Annotated in this window: 21 protein-coding genes and 1 pseudogene; 18 read left to right on the top strand and 4 right to left on the bottom strand. The window is 37.6% G+C overall.

Annotated elements, in window-relative coordinates:
• Nucleotides 1-952 precede the first annotated feature (952 nt).
• Nucleotides 953-1,669 carry a Fic family protein gene (locus tag BM184_RS14460; protein ID WP_086943884.1) on the top strand — a complete coding sequence of 239 codons (717 nt, stop codon included), beginning with the start codon at nt 953-955 and terminating at the stop codon, nt 1,667-1,669.
• An 815-nt stretch (nt 1,670-2,484) separates the two neighbouring features.
• Here the strand turns inward: BM184_RS14460 and glpK are convergent.
• A complete protein-coding gene (gene glpK, locus BM184_RS14455; protein ID WP_245830786.1) occupies nt 2,485-3,990 on the bottom strand; it encodes a glycerol kinase GlpK in 1,506 nt (501 codons plus the stop codon).
• Nucleotides 3,991-4,074: 84 nt separating this feature from the next.
• Complete coding sequence (locus BM184_RS14450) at nt 4,075-4,623, bottom strand: TetR/AcrR family transcriptional regulator C-terminal domain-containing protein (RefSeq protein WP_086943886.1); 549 nt, start codon at nt 4,621-4,623, stop codon at nt 4,075-4,077.
• A gap of 236 nt (nt 4,624-4,859) precedes the next feature.
• Here BM184_RS14450 and BM184_RS14445 point away from each other — a divergent pair, with 236 nt between their 5' ends.
• From BM184_RS14445 to BM184_RS14370, 17 genes are all read left to right on the top strand, one after another.
• Nucleotides 4,860-5,999 carry a glycerol dehydrogenase gene (locus BM184_RS14445; protein ID WP_086943887.1) on the top strand — a complete coding sequence of 380 codons (1,140 nt, stop codon included), beginning with the start codon at nt 4,860-4,862 and terminating at the stop codon, nt 5,997-5,999.
• Nucleotides 6,000-6,037: 38 nt separating this feature from the next.
• Nucleotides 6,038-7,027: a dihydroxyacetone kinase subunit DhaK gene (dhaK, locus tag BM184_RS14440; RefSeq protein WP_069027566.1), complete on the top strand. Its 990-nt coding sequence runs from the start codon at nt 6,038-6,040 to the stop codon at nt 7,025-7,027.
• A 46-nt stretch (nt 7,028-7,073) separates the two neighbouring features.
• Entirely contained in the window at nt 7,074-7,655 is a 582-nt protein-coding gene (dhaL, locus tag BM184_RS14435; protein WP_069027567.1) for a dihydroxyacetone kinase subunit DhaL, read from the top strand.
• Nucleotides 7,652-8,026, top strand: a complete 375-nt coding sequence (gene dhaM / locus BM184_RS14430) for a dihydroxyacetone kinase phosphoryl donor subunit DhaM (RefSeq protein WP_068561792.1) — start codon at nt 7,652-7,654, stop codon at nt 8,024-8,026. Before dhaL (BM184_RS14435) ends, dhaM begins: the two co-directional genes overlap by 4 nt.
• Nucleotides 8,027-8,057: 31 nt before the next feature.
• Entirely contained in the window at nt 8,058-9,227 is a 1,170-nt protein-coding gene (locus BM184_RS14425) for an iron-containing alcohol dehydrogenase (protein WP_086943888.1), read from the top strand.
• A gap of 294 nt (nt 9,228-9,521) precedes the next feature.
• Nucleotides 9,522-10,514 carry a dihydroxyacetone kinase subunit DhaK gene (gene dhaK, locus BM184_RS15440; protein WP_179195056.1) on the top strand — a complete coding sequence of 331 codons (993 nt, stop codon included), beginning with the start codon at nt 9,522-9,524 and terminating at the stop codon, nt 10,512-10,514.
• A gap of 69 nt (nt 10,515-10,583) precedes the next feature.
• Nucleotides 10,584-11,228, top strand: coding sequence for a dihydroxyacetone kinase subunit DhaL (dhaL, locus tag BM184_RS15435; RefSeq protein ID WP_218151056.1), 645 nt, complete (start codon nt 10,584-10,586; stop codon nt 11,226-11,228).
• A 419-nt stretch (nt 11,229-11,647) separates the two neighbouring features.
• On the top strand, nt 11,648-13,315 hold the full coding sequence (locus BM184_RS14415; protein WP_177208690.1) for a propanediol/glycerol family dehydratase large subunit: 1,668 nt from the start codon (nt 11,648-11,650) through the stop codon (nt 13,313-13,315).
• A gap of 18 nt (nt 13,316-13,333) precedes the next feature.
• A complete protein-coding gene (locus tag BM184_RS14410) occupies nt 13,334-13,909 on the top strand; it encodes a propanediol/glycerol family dehydratase medium subunit (protein WP_086943890.1) in 576 nt (191 codons plus the stop codon).
• 21 nt (nt 13,910-13,930) lie between these two features.
• Nucleotides 13,931-14,353, top strand: a complete 423-nt coding sequence (locus BM184_RS14405) for a diol dehydratase small subunit (RefSeq protein WP_086943891.1) — start codon at nt 13,931-13,933, stop codon at nt 14,351-14,353.
• Nucleotides 14,354-14,379: 26 nt separating this feature from the next.
• Complete coding sequence (locus BM184_RS14400) at nt 14,380-16,230, top strand: diol dehydratase reactivase subunit alpha (RefSeq protein WP_086943892.1); 1,851 nt, start codon at nt 14,380-14,382, stop codon at nt 16,228-16,230.
• A complete protein-coding gene (locus BM184_RS14395; RefSeq protein ID WP_086943893.1) occupies nt 16,220-16,570 on the top strand; it encodes a glycerol dehydratase reactivase beta/small subunit family protein in 351 nt (116 codons plus the stop codon). The genes BM184_RS14400 and BM184_RS14395 overlap by 11 nt, the downstream gene beginning before the upstream one ends.
• A gap of 17 nt (nt 16,571-16,587) precedes the next feature.
• The gene (locus BM184_RS14390; protein ID WP_086943894.1) at nt 16,588-17,103 is read left to right on the top strand and encodes a cob(I)yrinic acid a,c-diamide adenosyltransferase; all 516 of its coding nucleotides are present in this window, start codon (nt 16,588-16,590) and stop codon (nt 17,101-17,103) included.
• 27 nt (nt 17,104-17,130) lie between these two features.
• Entirely contained in the window at nt 17,131-17,562 is a 432-nt protein-coding gene (locus tag BM184_RS14385; protein ID WP_068561804.1) for a GlcG/HbpS family heme-binding protein, read from the top strand.
• A gap of 515 nt (nt 17,563-18,077) precedes the next feature.
• Nucleotides 18,078-18,791 (top strand): MIP/aquaporin family protein, encoded by a 714-nt coding sequence (locus tag BM184_RS14380; protein WP_342746128.1) that lies wholly within the window; start codon nt 18,078-18,080, stop codon nt 18,789-18,791.
• A gap of 168 nt (nt 18,792-18,959) precedes the next feature.
• Nucleotides 18,960-19,382 (top strand): DUF4430 domain-containing protein, encoded by a 423-nt coding sequence (locus tag BM184_RS14375; RefSeq protein ID WP_068561806.1) that lies wholly within the window; start codon nt 18,960-18,962, stop codon nt 19,380-19,382.
• Nucleotides 19,361-19,912 carry an ECF transporter S component gene (locus BM184_RS14370; protein ID WP_068561808.1) on the top strand — a complete coding sequence of 184 codons (552 nt, stop codon included), beginning with the start codon at nt 19,361-19,363 and terminating at the stop codon, nt 19,910-19,912. Before BM184_RS14375 ends, BM184_RS14370 begins: the two co-directional genes overlap by 22 nt.
• A 792-nt stretch (nt 19,913-20,704) precedes the next feature.
• Here BM184_RS14370 and BM184_RS15650 read toward each other — a convergent pair.
• Together BM184_RS15650 and BM184_RS14360 are read right to left on the bottom strand one after the other, a co-directional pair.
• Nucleotides 20,705-20,913, bottom strand: a pseudogene (locus BM184_RS15650) (YcjF family protein); the annotation flags it as partial.
• Nucleotides 20,914-21,054: 141 nt separating this feature from the next.
• Nucleotides 21,055-22,044, bottom strand: a complete 990-nt coding sequence (locus BM184_RS14360; RefSeq protein WP_086943895.1) for a DNA/RNA non-specific endonuclease — start codon at nt 22,042-22,044, stop codon at nt 21,055-21,057.
• Between the last annotated feature and the right edge of the window lie 370 nt (nt 22,045-22,414).

Raw genomic sequence — 22,414 nt, 5'->3', positions numbered from 1 at the left:
TGGTATACTGGTGCGTAAGTATACCAGTATACTTATGTGTATTTTATATTCCGGAATGAAAGGAAATGAAAACAAGTTATATGGGCGATTTTAAATTTCATAAGCGTGATTTGACCTATAAATAACTATGCGGAAGTATACTGGTATACTCTTGCGTAGTTATTTATAGACGTTTTTGAACCTAAAAATACTACGCAGAAGTATACTGGTATACTTCTGCGTAGTATTTTTGGTATACCAGTATACTCTTGTGTAGTTTTGAAGAGCATTAAAGGGTTTACTTACAAAATAAGTTAGGTTAAGGTAACTTTATAAGTATTTAAAATATTGAAGAAGCTTTCTGTGAGTATCCTATAGAGCCTGATAGAGGTTAAAAATTGAATACAAAAAAGCCCCACGAATTGACGTTCGCAGGACAAAACATAACTTAGCATTTATGTACTGTCATTATACCAAGCACCTGGACAAATGGCAAAGGCTTTTTTAACATCGTTGGAGCCAAGCAGCGATCTATTAATTTAGAAACCAAGTGGAAAGGTTAAGCATTAGCCGCTGCAATAACTAATGCTAGGGGATTAAGGGCATTACTGTATGCGTGCTCTCCCCGAATGGCGTCCGCGGCCGTAAACGGCGGGGGTGGTAATCCTGGGCCGAAAGCCCGGTAACCGGAAACAATGCTCTTAGGGAGGATTTTAAGAGGGTTTCAGGTGTGTTGAAAAGACACCAACGCATACAGATGCGAAACACGCGACTGACCGATCCGACGCTAGAACGGACTTGCATAAGCATGTTGTACTCTAATTCACTCAAAAAAATTTTTTTAGTGATATTAGGGTACAACTCTGCTCACTTGCTCATTCCCTCTCCTCTGCTAGTATACTTAGTGTGTTTAGTCAACTTTATTTTATATTATTTGACAGTAGAAACTTATTTTTATTATTGGAGAGGCCATATGATTTGTTTGAAAAAAATACCACAAGATTATTTAGATGATATGCTGGTGCGTCTTGCTCACCACTCAGCAGGGATCGAAGGAAATACGATATCATTGCCTGCGACAGTCTCAATTATTTTGAATGGCATACTGCCCGTTAGCGGTGGGGCGACTGTACGTGAATTTTACGAAATTGAAAATCATAAAATAGCTTTTTCTAATCTATTGGATCATTTAGAGAATAATGATAAACTTTCTGTGGCCATTATCAAAGAGATTCATGCTGATTTAACCGATCGCCTTCAATATGATAAAGGCCAATTCAAAAAGAAAGAAAACATGATTATAGGTGCAGAATTCCAAACAGCTACACCAGGGGAAGCGCCATTTCTTATTCAACAGTTGGTGGATAAGCTAGAATACGGGTTGGAGAATGCAGCTACTGAAGAAGAGCAGTTAGAGAGTATTTTAGATACACATATTCAACTCGAGGGGATCCACCCATTTTCTGATGGGAATGGACGCACAGGGCGTATGATCTTGAATTACTCCTTGTTACAGCAAGGATTTCCACCTTTGATTATTGAGAAAGAAACCAAAGCAACTTATATCGAATTGCTTGCAAAACAAGATTTAAATGGGTTTATGTCTTTTGCACAAGAAATTTTAGCAAAAGAGCAGAAGCGTATGCAGGCATTCCAAAATATGGATCAAGAGAAAATTTTATATGAATAAAACCTACTAAACAACTTAGTAGGTTTTATTCATTGGCGGAGTGACTCAAGACCTTGTGAGAATACTGTTCATATATTTCGTGTTATCTATGTAATTATTATTATAAAACTATCGCTGCGTTCTCTATAATATCTTGGTACATTGCGGTAATATGATAGTTGTTTATCAAATAGATACTAATTGTTTCAATAAAATTTTCAAACGCTGGTTCTAATTAAACATACATTTCATAAGAGTGCATCTTTTTCACCGCCTAACTGCAAATGCGTAAAATATGTGAAATATATCTCATCTCATTTATTAAGGACACTCACTGATATACCCAATCCTATTTTTATTTTTTTCTAATAGGCTAATCGTGATACGAGGTTAGCCATATATATTTTAAAAGACTTATAGTTTCTTGATTGCTTAAGGTAGTTTTGATATTTTTCCTCTTTTAGATTTGTTTGTAGTTGATTATTATGGTGATTAGCTGTGGAGGCATATATTTTGGTGAATAAATTAGTGCAAATACTTTTCTTTTTCATTTTTCAGGCAGAGGAAAAAGAAGTGCGCAATGAATTGAGATTTGCTCTTGTTGTAGTGAACATGAAAATGCATTCCTTGGAGAGCTAGCCTTAGAAAATAATCTGTACCTTGGTTCTCAAAAAAAGGTTCCAATCACCAAATTTGGTGATTGGAACCTTTTTTCAGCTAGTTATGACCCAGCCTGCTTGATTACGCTTTGTGAGTGCGAACTGAAACTAAAGTGTGCCGGTAAATCCGTATTTAAAAGTACTCAGCGAGAGTATATAACTTTTCTATGAAAATAATTATTTGTGTAATAACTTAGCATAATAGAGTGTTGCTTTAACAGCACTATGCCAACCGTGCAGTCGTTCTTGACGTTCTTTAATACTCATATTAGGCTTAAACTGTTCGTTTGCAGATACTAAAGCAGCAAGTTCGTTTTGATTACGCCAATAACCAACTGCTAAACCAGCAAGGTAAGCAGCCCCTAATCCAGTGGTCTCTAAGCGTTCGGTACGCTCGACTGTTTTTCCGAGAATGTCTGCTTGAAACTGTACTAATAGATTATTTTGTGCAGCTCCACCATCAACGTAAAGGATATCTATTACGATATCAGTATCTAATTCCATTAATTCAATAATATCACTGACTTGATAGGCAAGGGATTCCAAAGTTGCTCGAATCAATTCTCGTCGACTTGTGAATTCATTGATTCCCAGAATAGATCCTCGTGCGCTTGAATCCCAATATGGAGCACCTATTCCTCGAAAGGAAGGGACAACGTAAACTCCGGAATTAGTTTCAGCTTCAAGTGCAAAAATTTCTGAATCCGCTATTGATTCAAATAAATTCAAGCCTTCTTTCAACCATTCAATTGCACTACCTGAAATAAGAGCAGATCCTTCAAGTGCATAAGTTATTTGATTGTCAATCGAATAACCAATTGTGGTGAGTAACCTGTGTTTAGACATTTTCGGTTCAGATCCGGTATTCATGACAATAAAAGTTCCTTGACCATAAGTGCTTTTTACTTGGCCAGGATGAAAGGCTAATTGACCGAATAACGCTGCTTGCTGATTTCCCGCAACGCCAGCAATTGGAATGTTCACTCCATCAAAAATATCTGAATCGGTCAGTCCATAAACATAAGAGCTTGGATAAGTTTCCGGCAACATATTTTTTGGAATATTAAATAGATTTAGTAAGTAATCATCCCATTCCAAGGTGTGAATATTAAATAACATCGTCCGTGATGCATTTGTGTGATCGGTGCAGTGTAATTTACCATTTGTAAGTTTCCAAATAAGCCAACTATCAACTGTTCCAAAAGCTAACTCTCCACGTTCTGCTCTTTCTTGTGAACCTAATTTATGATCGAGGATCCAGCGAATTTTACTAGCAGAGAAGTAGGGACTAAGCACTAATCCAGTTTTTTCATGTATGTAATTTTCAACGTCATCTTGTTTAAATTTGTTAATGATATCTAGTGATTGATTAGAGCTCCACACAATGGCATTGTAAATTGGTTGCCCAGTCTGTCGATCCCATACAATAGATGTTTCGCGTTGATTTGTAATTCCAAGCGCTTTAATTTGATGGAATGATATACAAGACCCCTCCATAACTTTATGAATCACAGTACAGACTGATTGCCAAATCACATTCGGATCTTGTTCCACCCAGCCAGATTGTGGAACAAGTTGTTCAAATTTTTGAGATGCAGTGCCAATATAATTTCCTTGGCGGTCAATAATAATTGCACGAGTTGTTGATGTTCCTTGATCAATAGCTAAAATATATTCTTGCATAACCAATCACTTCCTTCGTAAGCAGTGCATAGTCAATATTTTTCCTTAATATGTTGTAAGTTATATACATAATAATAAAGCAATTTAAGGCTGAGTTCTATAGCCAATCACTTGGATAATTATTTTGTGATATATTTCACTATTAAGCTCGCAGCCTCCGAGAACCCAGCGATATAGCATTTCTGACAATCCATAAGCATAAAAGTCAGCTGTTGTCTCAATAATAGCTTGGTTCTTATTAGAAATAACGTGTATTCGAAAATAGTCATTCACGACTTTTTTTACAATTTGCCTAATATAATACGCAAAATACTCCTTAAATGAATCGAACTTCATGTTTGAGAAAACCTTCTTATAATAATTACTGTTTTCTTCAAGATAATTCAATAGATAGAGTAATCCTTCTTGCCACTTTTCCCAAACCGTAAGTGATTGAATTAATTTAGAGGTTTCATATGAAAAAATCCAAGTAATTAAATCGTACTTGTCATCAAAATGATCATAAAAAGTCTGACGGCGGAAATCTGTCTGGTCCATTATATCTGTAATTGATATTTTATCAATATCCTTTTCACGTGCGAGATATTTGAAGGAATAAGCAATGATTTCCTTCGTTGCGTTTTGTCGGTTCATGCTTTGTGGCCCCTTCGAAAACGTATTAACTATCATATTATATTATTTTTCATTATACATCATCCTTAAAACAATTGAATCGGACAAATGATGTTGTTTGTCTGTTGAGTTGATAACGCTTACTTGTTAAGATGACTCTAGTTTCAAGGAAGGGAATCATCTGAATTATGTAAGGGGTTACTTGGTTAGTAATTCAATGAGTTATTGTATTTCAACAAAAATTAGGAGGAATAAAAATGAGAAAAGCGTTTATTAGTCCAACAAAATATGTCCAAGGGGAAAATGAGTTATTGAATTTAGGTTACTTTGTAAAGACATTTGGGGAAAAAGCTTTGTTGATTGCTAATCAAGACGATGTAAACCGCGTACGAGAAAAACTAGAAAAGACGGCAGCAAAATTTGGTGTCGAATTTATCGAAACTAATTTTCACGGCGAGGCTTCTCGGGTGGAGGCTTCTCGTTTGCAAGAGCTAGCTAAGAAAGAGTCATGTGACTGTATTATTGGTCTTGGTGGAGGCAAAGCTATCGACACTGCTAAGGTTGTAGCTGAAGGGAAGAACTTGATTATCGTGCCGACTATTGTAGCGACAGATGCACCTACCAGTCACTCTGCAGTACTCTACACAGAAGCTGGTGAATTTGATGATTATGCATATTTTATGCAAAGTCCTTCAGTTGTTTTGATCGATACGACTATTATTGCTCAAGCACCTACACGATTTTTGGTTTCGGGTATGGGAGACGCACTCTCTACCTACTTTGAAGCTAGAGCAACAAGCAGAGCATTCGCAAATGTAAACGCGGGACTACCCTGTGGTGCACGAGAAGGTGTATGTCCGCCTGCTAAAAGTACAAATACAGCTTTAGCCCTTGCTAAATTATGCTATGAAACCTTATTAGAGGATGGTTATAAAGCAAAAGAAGCTTCAGATCTAAATGTCGTTACACCTGCACTAGAAAATATTATTGAAGCAAATATTTTATTGTCCGGGCTTGGATTCGAAAGTGGCGGTTTAGCTGCCATTCACGCGATTCATGATGGACTTACCATTCTACATGATGCTCATGGAGCTACTCATGGTGAGAAGGTTGCTTTTGGTGTGATTTGCCAATTGATTCTTGAAAACGCACCATCGAAAGAGTTGTACGAAGTATTAGACTTCTCGTTATCGATTGGATTACCAGTTTGTCTAGAAGACATCGGAGTTAAGAGCATCACTGATGAGCAATTAACTGAAGTAGCAGAGAAATCTTGCATTCCAGAAGAATCAATTCATTCTATGCCATTTAAAGTTGATGTTGAACAAGTAAAATCAGCAATCAAGGTAGCTGACGCACTGGGACGCGATTATAAACTACGCAAACAAGAAAAATAAAAATAATTCTAAAAATATGGATCAAAGGATGGAAATAGATGAAGAAAATCATGAACAATCCCAGTAATATTGTTGATGAAATGTTACAAGGTATGATTGTGAGCCACCCTGACTTAATCCAAAGGATACCTGAGACTGGGATTATCCAACGTAAAGAGGAAAAAAATGGAAAAGTGGCTATTATTTCTGGAGGCGGAAGCGGACACGAACCGGCTCATGCTGGATTCGTCGGCAAAGGCATGTTATCTGCTGCAATCTGTGGTGAAGTATTTACTTCCCCAACGCCAGATCAAATTTTAGAGGCGATCAAGGTATCAGATGAAGGTGCTGGTGTCTTCTTGGTGATCAAGAATTATTCTGGAGATATTATGAATTTTGAAATGGCTCAAGAACTAGCTGAAATGGAAGGTATCGAAGTAGCGAGTGTAGTTGTAGATGATGATATCGCTGTTGAAGATAGCTTATATACCCAAGGAAAACGGGGAGTAGCCGGAACGATTCTCGTTCATAAAATATTAGGTTACGCAGCTCAGCAAGGAAAGTCGATCACAGAAATCAAAGAATTATCCAAGAATTTAATTCCGAATATCAAATCGATTGGACTCGCACTGACTGGTGTAACTACACCAGGAAGCAATCAGCCAAGCTTTGTATTGGCCGAAGATGAGATTGAATACGGAGTAGGAATTCACGGTGAGCCTGGATATCGCAGAGAAAAATTACAAACATCTCAGAATCTTGCAAATGAACTATTAACGAAATTAGTAAATGAATTTGGTGCGAAGGAAAAAGGCCGTTTTGCAGTGATAGTCAACGGGCTAGGTGGAACGCCATTAATGGAACAATATGTCTTTACAAATGATGTCCAACAGCTTTTGAGTAATCGTGAATTATCTGTTGACTTTTACAAGGTAGGCAACTTTATGACATCGCTTGAAATGCAAGGGTTGTCCTTAACTTTACTCTATTTGGAAAATGATTTTTATATTGAAGCATTAAAAGCACCAGTTACGACTATAAGTTGGTAAATATTATATCAGATTGTAGGTTATACGAAAGGGGTCCGAACCCATAATGGATATACAAACAGGAATTCGTTGGATGGAATTATTTAATGAGAAAATTCAACAAGAAAAAGACTATCTAACCCAGCTTGATACACCAATTGGGGATAGCGATCATGGGAATAACATGTCACGAGGTATGACCTACGTTGTTGAAGCAATCGATACACAATCTCCCGATTCACTAGAAGCGCTTTTGAAGATAGTTACGGCTAATTTACTAAGCAAGGTCGGGGGTGCGTCAGGTCCATTATATGGTTCAGCATTTATGGGTATGTTGAAAACATATCAAGAAGGTGAATCATCATGGAGAAAAATATTACAGGGTGGCTTAGAAAGCATTCAAAAACGTGGGAAAGCCGAAGTTGGGGATAAAACAATGATCGATGTTTGGGCACCAGTTGTTTTGGCATTAGAAAATGATGGATTAACAGATGAGGTTATTGATGAGGCAGTTGAAGCAACAAAACCTCTAAAGGCTAAAAAAGGTCGTGCTTCATATGTCGGTGAACGTTCCATTGGACATATCGATCCAGGGGCATATTCCTCTGCATTGCTATTTCACGCTATGTTAGAAGCGGAGGCCGAATGATGACAACAGGAATTATTATTGTCTCTCACGTTTATGAAATCGCAAAAGGAATCAATCGATTACTTCAAGAAGTCGCCAGTGATGTCAATATTGAAGTGGTTGGTGGCATATCTGAAGTTGAAATTGGTACTAGTTTTGATAATATTCTTCAATTGATTGAGCAACATCCGTCTGATAATTTATTGGCATTTTATGATTTAGGCAGTGCGAAGATGAATTTGGAAATGGCGAGAGAGCTCAGTGAAAAGTCGATTACAATTTACGATGTACCAATAGTTGAAGGTTCATACACTGCAGCAGCACTTTTGCAGGCAGATGTGGCTAACAATGTTATCGAACAACAATTAAAAGAATTACATATTTATAAGTAAAAAAAGGATTTTACAGAACTGAGGAATAAATATGACAAAAGAAAACTATGATTTTATGATGCCTAATGTGAATTTCTTTGGACCTGGGGTAGTTAAAAAGGTCGGAGAAAGAGCCAAAATGTTGAATATGAACAAAGTGTTAATTGTTACAGATAAATTTTTAAGAGAATTGGCTAATGGTCCCGTTAAGCAGGCAGAAGACTCTCTTAAAGCAGCCAATGTTGACTATGTGATTTTTGATGGTGTAGAACCAAATCCAAAAATCCGAAATGTTGAGGATGGGAAGAAACTATATCTTAAAAATCAATGTGATTCAATTATTACAATCGGTGGGGGGTCAGCTCATGACTGTGGAAAAGGAATCGGTATTGTCTTGTCAAATGGAGACGACCTAGCTGCATGTGCAGGGATTGAAACATTGGAATATCCTTTACCACCATTGATGGCTGTAAATACTACGGCTGGAACAGCTTCAGAAATTACGCGACATGCTGTAATTACAAATGAAAAAACGCACCTAAAATTCGTTGTTGTCTCCTGGCGCAATGTTCCCCTGGTATCATTTAATGATCCAATGCTAATGCTAGATGTCCCGACTGCTTTGACAGCTGCAACAGGTATGGACGCACTGACGCACTGTGTGGAGTCTTATGTATCTGTGAATCGAAATCCTATTACTGATGCTCAAGCAATTCAAGGGATAAAATTAATTGCTAAGTATTTGAGACGTGCAGTAGCTAATGGACATGACATAGAAGCAAGAACAAATATGGCGTATGCTTCAATTTTGGCTGGAATGGCCTTTAATAATGCAGACTTAGGTTATGTTCATGCAATGGCTCATCAACTAGGTGGTCAGTATGATGCTCCCCATGGTGTTTGTTGTGCCGTTTTAATGCCGACTGTTGAAAAATGGAATATTATCAGTAATCCGCAACGGTTTGCTGATATTGCTCAATTATTAGGTGAAAATATCGAGGGGTTAACAGTGATGGAAGCTGCTGAAAAAGCTATCCAAGCAATGGTTCGTATTTCCGAAGATGTCGGTATTCCAACGAACATTAAATCTCTGGGTGCATTACCTGAAGATTTTGATCTGATGGCAGAAAATGCTTTGAAAGATGGGAATGCATTTTCTAATCCTAGGGTCGGTAAAAAAGAAGATATCATTAAATTGTACCAACAAGCCTATGATGCGTGAAGGTTAACTTATTTCAGGTATCTGACTTAAATAAATGTATGAAAGGAGGCTGGAATACAATCATCCTAGCCTCCTTTTATATTTATTTTTACCTATAATTTTATTTAGTATATTAAGTAATACGAGTTCAAAGACTTTCATTCTTGTTGTTTTTTTTAATCATTTTTACAAAAAAGGGAGTTATTAATCAAACACGCATTCAAATAGAATCTATTTATGCTATGTCATTTCCAACAATTTTTTAAGAAGTATCAGATAAACGAAATAAGAATTAAAAGGAAAAGAGAGCGAATAATGAAAAAAATCATTAACAAAGTTGAAGATATTGTAATAGAAATGTGTGAAGGTATGGTTAAAGCACACCCAGAACAATTAAGTTTCAACAAAAAATATAAACTTATAACAAGAAAAGAGTTAAATAAAAATAAAGTAAGTTTGATTAGCGGTGGAGGTAGTGGCCATGAACCAGCTCATGGTGGATTTGTAGGTAAAGGTATGCTGGACGTTGCAGTTTGTGGAGATGTGTTTGCCTCTCCTTCAACGATACAGGTTTATAATGCAATTACAAAAACTGAATCAAATAAAGGAACACTTTTGATTATAAAGAACTACTCTGGAGACTGCATGAACTTTGATGGAGCTGCAGAAATGGCTGAAGATGATGATATAAAGGTTGAAAAGGTTTATGTAAACGATGATGTAGCAGTAAAAGACAGCCTTTATACCATTGGAAGAAGAGGTGTTGCAGGCACTGTATTTGTTCATAAAATAGCAGGTGCAGCTGCTGAAAAGGGACATGAACTTTTAAAAGTCAAAACTGCAGCAGAAAAAGCGATACAAAATGTAAGATCCATCGGATTTGCTTTTACCTCATGCACTGTTCCAGCAAAAGGATCACCTACATTCACCCTTGGTGACGATGAAATGGAATTTGGTGTAGGAATTCATGGGGAGCCTGGTATAGCGCGTGAAAAAATAGTATCAGCAGATGAACTTGCGGAAAAAATGCTTAATCGAATTATTGTAGATTTGCCTTATGAATCTGGCGACGACATAGCGCTGATGGTAAACGGATTTGGATCGACTCCATTACAAGAATTATATCTTTTAAATAATTCGGTTAACAAAATTTTGGAAAATAAGAATATAAATGTGTACAAAACTTTTGTGGGCAATTATATGACAGCAATTGATATGAGTGGCGCATCAATCTCCCTTATGAAATTAGATGAAGAGCTGAAAGAGTTATTGGATTATCCATCGGATGCTCCTGCTTTTAAGGTATAGATGCTTAGGTGAGATATTCGTGAGTGATAATTAAATAAAGATAGTTCAACTTCTTGGGAGGAATATATAGTGGAAAATTTATCAGTATCAAATGTAGTGAAAATTGTGGATTATATGAGCGATGTAATTATTGAAAATGAAGTTTATTTCTGTGAATTGGATTCGATTGCAGGAGATGGCGATTTCGGGATGTCTGTTGCTAAGGGATTCAAAGTATTAAAGAACGAATGGGAAGAGCTTCCTAAGGAAGATATTGGGGCATTTCTTAAAGCGTGTGGAATGATTATCACCGAGCACTGCGGAGGTGCTTCCGGTCCTATATGGGGTTCGGCTTTTAGAAGTGCAGCAAAATATGCAAAGGGTAAAACAGAATTAAATTTAAAAGAGATTGCAGAACTTTTCCAGTGTGCTGTGGAGGGAATACAGAAACGTGGAGGAGCCAAGCTTGGTGACAAGACGTTGCTTGATGCTTTAATTCCAGCAACTGAGTCCTTGAAAATGAGTGCTGAAAAGGGAGAGCCTTTCGTAGAGGCGGCTAGAAATAGTGCAGAAGAAGCTGTAAAGGGTGCTGAAAAAACAAAAGAAATGATAGCTTCTAAAGGTAGGGCCACTTATGTCGGTGAGCGAAGCATTAATTTTCCGGATGCTGGAGCTACTGCTATCGGGGTTATATTTAAGGAAGTAATACAAAAATTTAAAGCAGAAGAAGCATAGTATATTTTTAGTAATCAATGCCACTGAATACATTTCAAATTTTATTGCATTCATTGAATAGTTCGGTATCATGTAGAAATTTGATTTCTGAAGCCCAATGTGTGAGGGCAAGTATAAAAATTCCCACACAACGGACAAAAGTGATGGGACCAATAATTATGGATCATATTTTTCCATAATGTAGCTTTCTGCTCTGTTTCAAGTGTCTATATAAAAATAAATAAAAAAACTATTACGATAGGGTTTGAAAATTATTCAGTAGGCATTTATTAAGAGTATTGTGATTTTTAATTTATTGTAAAAATGCTATCTTAGTGAGATTGAAAATAATTTGAAGAGATAGCACCTTCTGCTTACCGTCAGCGCATGACTATGATTTAACGATAGGAAAAAACCAGTTTTTAGAAAAAGGGGGAATAATGATGAGATCAAAGCGTTTTGAAGTGTTGGCTCAGCGGCCTGTAAATCAAGATGGTCTTATAGGTGAATGGCCAGAAGAGGGCTTAATAGCTATGGGAAGCCCTAACGATCCTGACGCATCTATAAAGATTGAAAATGGAGTAATAGTTGAACTTGATGGAAAAAAAAGAGAAGACTTCGATATCATAGACAGATTTATAGCTGACTATGCAATTAATCTAAAAGATGCTGAACAGTCTATGAGCTTAGAATCGCTTAAAATAGCGCAGATGCTTGTAGACATAAATGTTGGTAGAGCTGAAATTGTAAAAATAACGACATCTATAACTCCAGCAAAAATAGTAGAAGTTGTATCACACATGAATGTAGTAGAAATGATGATGGCTCTTCAAAAAATGAGGGCTAGAAAAACTCCATCAAATCAGTGTCACGTTACAAATTTAAAGGATAACCCGGTACAGATTGCGGCAGATGCAGCAGAAGCAGGCATCAGAGGATTCTCAGAACAGGAAACGACAGTTGGGATAGTAAGATATGCGCCATTTAATGCATTAGCGCTTCTTGTAGGTTCTCAAGTAGGACGTGGAGGGATTCTAACCCAATGTTCTGTAGAAGAAGCTACAGAGCTTGATCTTGGCATGAGAGGGCTTACAAGTTATGCAGAAACCGTTTCAGTATACGGAGTTGAAGAAGCATTTACAGATGGAGACGACACTCCGTGGTCAAAAGCATTTTTAGCATCAGCCTATGCTTCAAGAGGACTTAAAATGCGATTTACGTCAGGGACAGGTTCAGAAGCGCTAATGGGATATTCAGAAGGAAAGTCAATGCTTTACTTGGAAGCAAGGTGTATATATTTAACAAAAGGAGCTGGCGTTCAGGGACTTCAAAATGGTGCAGTCAGCTGTATAGGAATGACAGGTGCAGTTCCATCTGGAATAAGAGCAGTACTTGCCGAAAACCTTATAACTACTATGCTTGATTTAGAAGTAGCTTCAGCAAATGACCAAACTTTCTCGCATTCAGATATAAGGAGAACTGCCAGGACGCTTATGCAGATGCTTCCTGGAACAGATTTTATATTCTCTGGATACAGTGCAGTTCCAAACTACGACAATATGTTCGCTGGGTCAAATTTTGATGCAGAGGATTTTGATGATTATAATGTGCTCCAAAGAGATTTAAAGGTAGATGGCGGATTAAGACCAGTTTCAGAAGAAGAAACTATTGCAATAAGGAATAAAGCTGCAAAAGCAATACAAGCAGTATTTATGGACCTTGGGTTCCCAGCTATTACTGATGAAGAGGTAGAAGCAGCAACGTACGCTCATGGCAGTAAAGATATGCCGGCTAGAAATGTAGTTGAAGATTTGAAAGCTGCAGAAGAGATGCTTAAAAAGAGAATTACTGGTCTGGATATAGTTAAAGCATTAAGTAGAAATGGATTTGATGATGTAGCAAATAACGTATTAAATATGCTTAAGCAGAGAGTGACTGGAGACTATTTGCAGACATCTGCAATATTGGATAAAAATTTTGATGTTATAAGCGCAGTTAACGATATAAATAATTATATGGGACCTGGAACGGGGTATAGAATCAGTGAAGAGAGATGGGAAGAGATTAAAAACATTCCCAACATAATAAGACCAGAAGATATTGAGTAAGTAATGGAGGTGAAAATTATGAACAATACAGAAAATAAATATGCTATCCCAGAGCTTGAGCTCTTAGAAGTAGGAGAAGCAAAAGCTGGTACAAAAGAAAGTGAGGTTGTTATAGGACTTGCTCCAGCTTTCCGTAAGTTCCAGAATAAAACGATAGTTAGTATCCCTCACAGTGATGTACTGAAAGAAATTATAGCAGGAATTGAGGAAGAAGGATTAAATGCTCGTGTAGTCAGAATAATTAGAACATCGGATGTGTCATTTATAGCTAATGATGCAGCCAAATTAAGCGGATCAGGAATAGGCATAGGGATTCAATCAAAAGGAACTACGGTTATACACCACAAAGACTTACTTCCTTTAAATAATCTGGAGCTTTTTTCACAGGCCCCATTGATAACACTTGAGACTTATAGGTTGATAGGAAAAAATGCAGCAAAATATGCTAAAGGTGAATCACCAACCCCAGTTCCAATTGTAAACGATCAAATGGCAAGACCTAAGTTTATGGCAAAAGCAGCATTGCTTCACATAAAAGAAACCAAGCACGTAATGGTGGGCAGAAAACCTATAGAAATAGAAGTTAAATTTTAAATTGGAAGGAGGAAAAATTTAATGGAAAAAAGAAATATGAATTCGCAAGACTATCCTTTAGCGACTAAAAGTCCTCAATTTATAAAAACGCCAACTGGAAAGAAATTGGAAGACATAACGCTGGAACAGGTGATAAATGGAGAAATTAAACCTGAAGACGTGAGAATATCAAGGGAAACATTAGAAATGCAAGCACAGATTGCTGAATCAATGAATAGAGATGCTGTAGCTAGAAACTTCAGAAGAGCATCAGAGCTGATAACGGTTCCAGATGAAAGGTTATTGGTGATATACAACTGCTTAAGGCCATATCGTTCTACAAAAGAAGAACTTTTGGTTATAGCAGAAGAACTTGAAAATATATACAACGCAAAAGTGAATGCACATTTCGTAAGAGAAGCGGCAGAGGTTTATGAACAAAGAGGAAAGCTACGACAAGAGTAAGCAAGCTTTAAGGGAAGGAGAAACATGTGGAAATTATTGCAGGAGTTGATATTGGGAATGCTACAACAGAAGTTGCATTGTCTAAATCGGATAATGGCAAGATAGAATTCCTTTCTAGTGGAATAGTTCCAACAACAGGAATAAAGGGTACAGAAGAAAATACACAAGGAGTTTTCAATTCCTTAGAGCAGGCTTTAAAGAAAGTTTCCATGGAGCTTAAAGATCTTGATCTAGTGCGAGTCAATGAAGCTGCTCCGGTTATTGGGGATGTAGCAATGGAAACTATAACTGAAACGATAATAACTGAATCTACTATGATAGGGCATAATCCTTCTACACCAGGGGGAGTAGGCCTTGGAATAGGGAATACTATATACATAGAAGATTTAGACTCAATTCAGGTAGAAAATCTCACTAAAGATGATCAATTTATAGTTTTGATATTGAAGGATATAAATTTTCTAGAGGCTGCCGCACGGATAAATGCAGGCGTAAAAAGAGGAATAAATATAACAGCAGCTGTAGTTCAGAAAGATGACGGGGTTTTAATAAGTAATAGATTAGAAAGAAAAATACCTATTGTTGACGAAGTGACATTATTAGAAAGAGTTCCAATAGCAATGAAAGCAGCAGTAGAGGTAGCAGATCAAGGAGGCGTAGTAGAAACTTTATCAAATCCTTATGGTATTGCTACCGTCTTCGGACTATCATCAGAACAAACAAAACTTATAGTTCCTGTATCTAGAGCTCTAATTGGAAACAGATCTGCAGTGGTTATAAGGACTCCCAAAGGAGATGTACAGGAAAAAAGAATTCCGGCAGGTAAAATCCATATAGACGGATTAAGGCGTAAAGAAATGGCAGATGTGCAAGATGGAGCTTCAAAAATAATGGAATCAGTTAAATTATGTGCTCCTGTGCAAGATATAAAGGGTGAAGCTGGTACAAATGCTGGCGGCATGCTTGAGAGAGTAAGACAAGTGATGGCTGGGCTAACAAATCAGAAAATAGCGGATATAAAAATTCAGGATCTTTTAGCCGTAGATACTTTTATACCTCAGAAAATAAAGGGCGGTCTAGCAGAAGAGTTCTCTATGGAAAATGCAGTAGGGATAGCTGCTATGGTTAAGGCTGATAAGCTTCAGATGCAGATGATTGCGGACAAACTCCAGGATAAATTAAAGGTTGCGGTAGAAGTTGGAGGAGTGGAAGCGGACATGGCCATAAGAGGGGCTCTCACTACACCAGGAACTAGCTCTCCCCTTGCAATCCTAGATATGGGAGCAGGTTCTACAGATGCATCTGTCATAAATAAACAAGGAGAAATATCTTCTATCCATTTGGCTGGTGCTGGTAACATGGTAACAATGCTGATCAAATCCGAATTAGGGTTAGAAGATTTTGACTTAGCAGAAGATATTAAGAAATATCCGCTAGCAAAGGTAGAAAGTTTGTTCCATATAAGGCATGAAGATGGTACTGTAGAGTTCTTTGAAAATCCACTAAAGCCTTCTGAATTTGCAAAAGTTGTTATATTAAAAGATGGCATGCTGATTCCAATAGATGGACAGAGCTCTTTAGAAAAAATAAGAACCATAAGAAAATCAGCCAAAGAGAAAGTATTTGTTGAGAATTGTATCAGAGCACTAAATATAGTGTCTCCAACTGGAAATATAAGAGATATAGAGTTTGTAGTATTGGTAGGAGGATCTTCTCTAGATTTTGAGGTGCCTCATCTAGTTACCGATGCCCTCTCTCAGTATGGAATAGTAGCGGGAAGAGGCAACATAAGAGGAATAGAGGGGCCAAGAAATGCTGTAGCAACAGGACTTGTTTTAGCGTTAAACGGAAGTAGGCAGAAAGCTGATGAAAAATAATAAGTACGAGAAACCAAGTATATGTATTTTTTGCTCTTCGGAAATCAAGGACATATCAAATTTTAGTGATTTGTTCTTTGGTATAGAAGAAGAAGGTATTCCGTATGAAATTAAAAGGAAAAAAGAGTCGGATGCCTCTGAGTTAAGCTATCGAGCTGCACAAGAGTCAAGGTTAGCTGTTGGCATAGGAATCCATAAAAGTGGAGAAATAGCATTAACTTTTAATAAGCTGAAAAAGGACGAACCTTTATTTAGCGCTCATTTTAACTCTGGAGAAAATATTCTGAGAAATTTAGGTGCAAATGCAGGAAGGTTGGTTAAGGGGATATCGTTTAAATAAATTTCAGGAGGGATTGTATGAGTCGGATTTATACTAGAACTGGAGATAAGGGTACGACAGCATTATTTGGAGGTAGTCGAGTAGAAAAAGATAATTTAAGGGTAGAAGCCTACGGAACTATAGATGAAGTTATCTCTTCCATGGGAGTTGCCTATTCCTTTATACAGGATGAAGAACTTAAAAATGAAATAGCGTATATCCAAAAGCAGTTATTCGTATTAGGTGCAGAACTCGCTAGTGATGAAAAAGGTCTAAAGAATCTAAAGGAAATAATTCAGCAGAACGATATAGATGAGTTAGAAAAAATTATAGATAAATATATGGGGAAAGCAGTGCTTTTTAAAGGATTTGTAACTCCTGGTAAGAGTACCGCATCAGCAATGCTCCATGTAGCAAGAACTGTTGCAAGAAGGGCAGAGAGAGCAATAATAACCTTGAACAGAGAAAATCAGGTAAGAGAAGAAATAAAAAAATATGTAAATCGCCTGACAGATGCCTTATATGCTATGGCCAGATTTGAAGAAGAAAAGTAAAAATCTGTTTATGAGAGGATAAGAGTCATGAAAAAGTTAAGAGAAATGAAACAATTAAGCTTGGAGATTGTGAAGGAGATGGCTGCAGCAGCAGAAGCAAAAGCAGGTGACATAAATGTACAAGTAGTATTTGCGGCAGTAGATGTAGGTGCTAACTTAATGCTTATGCATAGGATGGAAGATGCCTTTATAACAAGTACAGAAATAGCTATAAATAAAGCGTTTACTTCAGCGGCCTTAAAAAAAGGAACGCATGAAGTGACTCCAGACATTCAACCAGGAGAAAGTCTTTATGGGCTGCAGTTAACAAATAACTGCAAAATAGTACCGTTTGGTGGAGGCCTTCCAATAATAGTTGATGGACAAGTTGTAGGTGCAGTTGGAGTAAGTGGTGGAACCGTTCAAGAAGATATGGCGATAGCAAAGGCCGCTATAGAGGTTTTTGAAAAACAGTTTTAATATTAAAAATTCACGTTTGCATTCAAAAAAACGAATCGACCATTTTTTTTGAAGCGGTTGGATAAGCCGTAAGGGTTAGTTTCCGCCAATCCAACACTAGCAATGTTTTTTATGCGAAAAGAATGTTTTCCAGTTAATTACAATACAGTAGAATATCGGAGAATCGTTATTTTCGCTAATACGGATGTCAATCATAACATATCGTGCGAAATCCCGATACCATTATGAAAATTTGACTGACTTAGTAAAATACCAAATATCTGCTCAAAAAAATGAATCGCAGAAGAACTCAATTCCTGATTTGTATGATTATTTTGTAAATATAGTGGCCACAGCGCATCTCTCCTTAACAATTCTTATGTAATGATTACATTTATTTAAAGAGAGGTGTCTTTTTGCACATATTTTGTAGATCACACATTCAGAGAATCAAATACAGCAACGAGGTAGCTTATATTCTCAGCTGCAAAAGTTGTGCTAAGAAGAAAATTAATATTTACCTCAGAATTGAAAGGATGACAAGGATGTCAAAATATCTAGCGGAAATGTTAGGAACTATGGTTCTAATAATCCTAGGAGATGGAGTAGTTGCTAACGTATTATTAGATAAAACAAAAGGGCAAAATTCCGGGTGGATTGTAATTACAACAGGATGGGGTTTAGGTGTTACCATAGCAGTTTTTATATTTGGTCCTATCAGTGGAGCTCATATTAATCCAGCTGTAACACTTGGGCTTGCAATGATAGGGAAATTCCCTTGGAGCAGTGTTCCTGGGTATATTGCTGCTCAGCTTATAGGTGGATTTTTAGGTGCATTAATAGTTTGGTTATTTTATAAAAATCATTTTAATGAAGGTGATGATCAGGGTGCAAAACTTGCTGTATTTTGTACAGGACCAGCAATCAATGATACGTTATCAAATTTTTTCAGCGAATTTATTGGTACATTTTTATTAGTTTTTGCTTCGTTAGGTCTTAATAATACACCAATGGTCAATGGACTAGCACCTGTGGCTTCGGGTCTTATCGTCTGGTCAATAGGAATTTCTTTAGGGGGAACTACAGGTTATGCAATAAATCCAGCCAGAGATTTTGGTCCTCGTCTGGCACACTATATTGTACCTATACGTGGTAAAGGAGATTCAGAGTGGAGGTATGCTTGGATTCCAGTAATCGGCCCTGTCATTGGAGGAATGACTGCAGCGGTAGTTTTTAATAATATTTTTTAATTAACACAACGTTTATGCAGATTAAAAAATGGATTTCGATTTATTGTCCAAAACCTAAAGGGGCAAGTTGTTTTTTCGATAATCCTTTTATAGAAACAAAAAATATAAAAATAGACATTTGTCAGAGCTAAAATTTGGCAGTATGGGAAAATAATAGGGGTGTAAAATATGAAGAAATTATTACTTGTATTATCTTTAAGTTTTGTTTTGTACGGCTGTTCAACAACAGAGACATTAGACACATCATCTGAAGGAATCGTTTTATCCGAGGAAGTCAGCTCGGAAGCAGCGGAGACAGTCAGCGTTACAATCTCTTTGACGGATGGCGGCACAGTCATCGCAGGATCTGAAAAAACGGTTGAGGTCGAAGCAGGCGCAAACTTGTTGGCTGTCATGAGAGAAAATTATGCAATCGAAGAAGCTGACGGATTTATCACTGCTATCGACGGCCAAACACAAGTGGAAGAGACAGCCGAAACAAAAGCCAAATATTGGTTGTTTGATGTAAATGGCGAGTCTTCGATGGTCGGAGCCGCTGATGTGGCGCTCCAAGAAGGAGACGTAATCGTGTGGAACCTGACAGAAATGTAAAGAAGACTGTGGGTTTCGGGGTGAGGCGGCTAGCACTGTTGTCGATTTTGACGGCTTTGTGCTACGTCGGGAGGATGGTGTTCCAGTTCATCCCGAATGTGCAGCCGGTGACAGCCGTGCTGATCATCCTGACACTTACATTGGGCATGGCGGATGGGTTTATTGTAGCCATCCTGTCGATTGTTTTGACCAACTTCCTGCTGGGAATGGGACCGTGGACGATTGCACAGATCGCCAGTTTCGGCTTTCTGATCGTGGTCACGGGTGTGTTCGTCAAGCCGTTCTACTGCACAAATCAAAAAAAGATCCACAGAATCCTATTTGCACTGTTTGCCTTTTTCGGAGGACTGCTGTACGGATTCGTCATCTCTGTCATTTCCGTAAAATTGATGGGTATCAATAGTTTTTGGGCCTATTACATCGCCGGCATTCCTTTCGATCTCCTTCACGGACTGGGGAATGCCGGATTCTATCTGATTCTGGAGCCGATTTTGGTTCCCTTGTTAGCAGCATATAAAAAAAGATATTGAACAAAAATCCTATGAGGAGAGCGTTCTCGTTTAAGAGAACCTTCTATGTTTCTTATATTTTTAAGGTATCATGATATCCGCCAGCCAAAATTACCACTAGTGACATAGTTATTACCAGTCAGTGACACAGAACTTACCACTCAGTGACATTGAAGTTACCATTCGGTAAAATATATAATTAAATCAACAATACCTCCAATATAATGAAGGAGCACACGATTGTGCAAAAATATTATATTGAAGGTTTTTTTTATGATTCAATATCGTAAAATAATTACGACCTGTGGCGGATATCGTTTATAAATTGGAATCCTTACAAAGACGCCATTTTTCTGTTCTCCGGAAGATTCAAAGATCGCTATAAATGCTTGTAGTTTGATGCTGAATCTATCATCAAACACAACAAGCATTGGATACAGCCTGCATTCCCGAATTGTGTACCGAGAGTGGCTATAAACCTTGATATTACTGAATTTCCACAAAATCCTCGTTATAAATTCCCGGGAATGCAGTATATAGGGGAACTCCAATGGCCCAAAGACTTAATCTAAATACTCGCATCGGACTACTAAATTAAATGAGGTTTTTAGTGTGACATTGTATTACGTAGGTTATTTCAAGACATACCAAACAGAGTCTAAAACTAAAAAAAGAGACAAAAAAATGTAACCTTGTCCCCTAAAGAAATTATCAACTATAAAGTTTATCTTTTATACGATGATTTACTGGATTTTTGAAGTGTTGTCTTCAAAAGCGTATTAAACTGTCCTTTAAATAATGTGACTTCTTCGAAAATATTTTCGCCATCATTGTCAATTGGACTGAAACCAGCAAGACTGCATCTGAAAAAGAGATAGGCGAACAGCCAATAATGGCTCCGTTAAAGCTGCGTCATGAACAGTCGTATGACATTTTTTGCGGGTTTCTTCATCAACACCTTCCAAAAATTCGTTGAAGATACCGTCAAATTGATTTTAACTCTGGGCCAGAATTTTTTCAGCTATAGTTAATCACTAGAGTATGTAAATCTTGCGAATCGATTAATACTAACGCTTCAACTTAGGCATACGCTATAAATCAGAAATTACCCGAAATATAACATAGCCTAAACTCTGTATATCCTTTGATCATTCTAGGGTTACTTATTCCCCGACTTGCCCATCCCCATCCCGGTCATCCATGTATGGATACAACCAATGACTACTATAAATCGGCATGGCGTACCCTGCATTTTTCGCTTCTTGGATTGTGACTTGTCCATTACCATTTATGTCTATAGCGGATACGTCTCCTCCTGCGGTATCGGAAGGTGCAGCGAATGCTGTCGTTCCGGATCCGTCAGAAGGCGAGCTGCCCTCTTCTGTTAATCCTTGTGCTGCATTATAATCATCCGGGTTAACATTTTGAAACTCATCTACTACTTGATAGCCATTGATCGTATATGTGTACCTATAATGATTCGGAACTTGTGTAGTTGTATCTGGGTAGGTAATGATCGCCTCAAAATTAGTGGCACCACCTGCTTGTACAATGTTTCGTTCCATGTAAGCCTGGTCCCCGTGACGATTCAGCACACTGTCTTGTGGCGTAATATTATAAGCATTGGCCACCCCTCCTAAGGAATCGGCAATGACATGCCCTTGATCAAGATTTGAATTTTCTGTACCCGGAACGTTTGCTTCGTCATCATAATAGCGTCCGTTGGAATTAACCGGTTCAGTGGCATCATCTTGCAAAATGATTTCTGCTGCGACAACCCGAACCAATTGTCCATATTCATTTGTATAGGCCCAGTATTCTCTATCACCGAATCCGATATCGACGACAACGTTTGCTGCACGATATCCTGACAATTCCCCTCCATAGACTTCGATTAATGCATAGCCATCAAATGATACAGACGGTTGGGGTTCGATGCTTTCAGAATACGCTGAGGAACCGGCTGATTCTGAAGGAAATTCCTCGGATTCTTTACTTTCTTCCGTATCGGTAGCCAATGAAGTGATTTCAGCGCTAGATTCGATCGAACTGGACACTGTTATTTCTTCTTCAGTTACTGCTTCGGTTGGGGTACAAGCGCTGAGCAACAGTATGCTACTCATAGCCCACAACAGCTTTCTTCCTTCTATCATGCGATTCACTCCTTCTTTAAGTTAAAACTAAAAAGAATCCTATCTTCATAGGATTCCAGATACGGACGTTAGTAGCTCTGTATAATTTTCGTTATCCATTAATTTGGTTGCAATAGCTGAGAAACTATTTCAGAGCTACCTGGCAATAGCATAATTAACGAAACTACAATAAATAAAACCCCGATAACAAGCGACAAACTTACGATTTTAACTGAACGTGAAACGTCTTTATTTAATATAGCTACTACAATAAGAGTGATACCTGCAAAGAGTATTGTGTTTTGCAAGACATTCCTACACAATATTGCAAAGAAAAAGTACACACCTTTGCGCCTGAAATTTTTCTCTGATTATTTTGGTCTTGATAGAG

Origin of the sequence: Trichococcus pasteurii (assembly GCF_900112935.1) — a bacterium.
GTDB classification, from domain to species: domain Bacteria; phylum Bacillota; class Bacilli; order Lactobacillales; family Aerococcaceae; genus Trichococcus; species Trichococcus pasteurii.
Note: the sequence above shows the minus strand (reverse complement) of the source record. Positions and strands in the feature narration are given on the sequence as shown.

Coding starts and splice junctions, on each gene's coding strand:
- dhaM (WP_068561792.1), top strand. CDS start 7,652: ATGATGACAACAGGAATTATTATTGTCTCTCACGTTTATGAAATCGCA.
- BM184_RS14395 (WP_086943893.1), top strand. CDS start 16,220: ATGAAAAATAATAAGTACGAGAAACCAAGTATATGTATTTTTTGCTCT.
- BM184_RS14410 (WP_086943890.1), top strand. CDS start 13,334: ATGAACAATACAGAAAATAAATATGCTATCCCAGAGCTTGAGCTCTTA.
- BM184_RS14415 (WP_177208690.1), top strand. CDS start 11,648: ATGATGAGATCAAAGCGTTTTGAAGTGTTGGCTCAGCGGCCTGTAAAT.
- dhaL (WP_069027567.1), top strand. CDS start 7,074: ATGGATATACAAACAGGAATTCGTTGGATGGAATTATTTAATGAGAAA.
- BM184_RS14360 (WP_086943895.1), bottom strand. CDS start 22,044: ATGATAGAAGGAAGAAAGCTGTTGTGGGCTATGAGTAGCATACTGTTG.
- BM184_RS14405 (WP_086943891.1), top strand. CDS start 13,931: ATGGAAAAAAGAAATATGAATTCGCAAGACTATCCTTTAGCGACTAAA.
- dhaK (WP_069027566.1), top strand. CDS start 6,038: ATGAAGAAAATCATGAACAATCCCAGTAATATTGTTGATGAAATGTTA.
- BM184_RS14450 (WP_086943886.1), bottom strand. CDS start 4,623: ATGAACCGACAAAACGCAACGAAGGAAATCATTGCTTATTCCTTCAAA.
- BM184_RS14425 (WP_086943888.1), top strand. CDS start 8,058: ATGACAAAAGAAAACTATGATTTTATGATGCCTAATGTGAATTTCTTT.
- BM184_RS14460 (WP_086943884.1), top strand. CDS start 953: ATGATTTGTTTGAAAAAAATACCACAAGATTATTTAGATGATATGCTG.
- BM184_RS14390 (WP_086943894.1), top strand. CDS start 16,588: ATGAGTCGGATTTATACTAGAACTGGAGATAAGGGTACGACAGCATTA.
- BM184_RS14375 (WP_068561806.1), top strand. CDS start 18,960: ATGAAGAAATTATTACTTGTATTATCTTTAAGTTTTGTTTTGTACGGC.
- BM184_RS14385 (WP_068561804.1), top strand. CDS start 17,131: ATGAAAAAGTTAAGAGAAATGAAACAATTAAGCTTGGAGATTGTGAAG.
- glpK (WP_245830786.1), bottom strand. CDS start 3,990: ATGCAAGAATATATTTTAGCTATTGATCAAGGAACATCAACAACTCGT.
- BM184_RS14380 (WP_342746128.1), top strand. CDS start 18,078: ATGACAAGGATGTCAAAATATCTAGCGGAAATGTTAGGAACTATGGTT.
- BM184_RS14445 (WP_086943887.1), top strand. CDS start 4,860: ATGAGAAAAGCGTTTATTAGTCCAACAAAATATGTCCAAGGGGAAAAT.
- dhaK (WP_179195056.1), top strand. CDS start 9,522: ATGAAAAAAATCATTAACAAAGTTGAAGATATTGTAATAGAAATGTGT.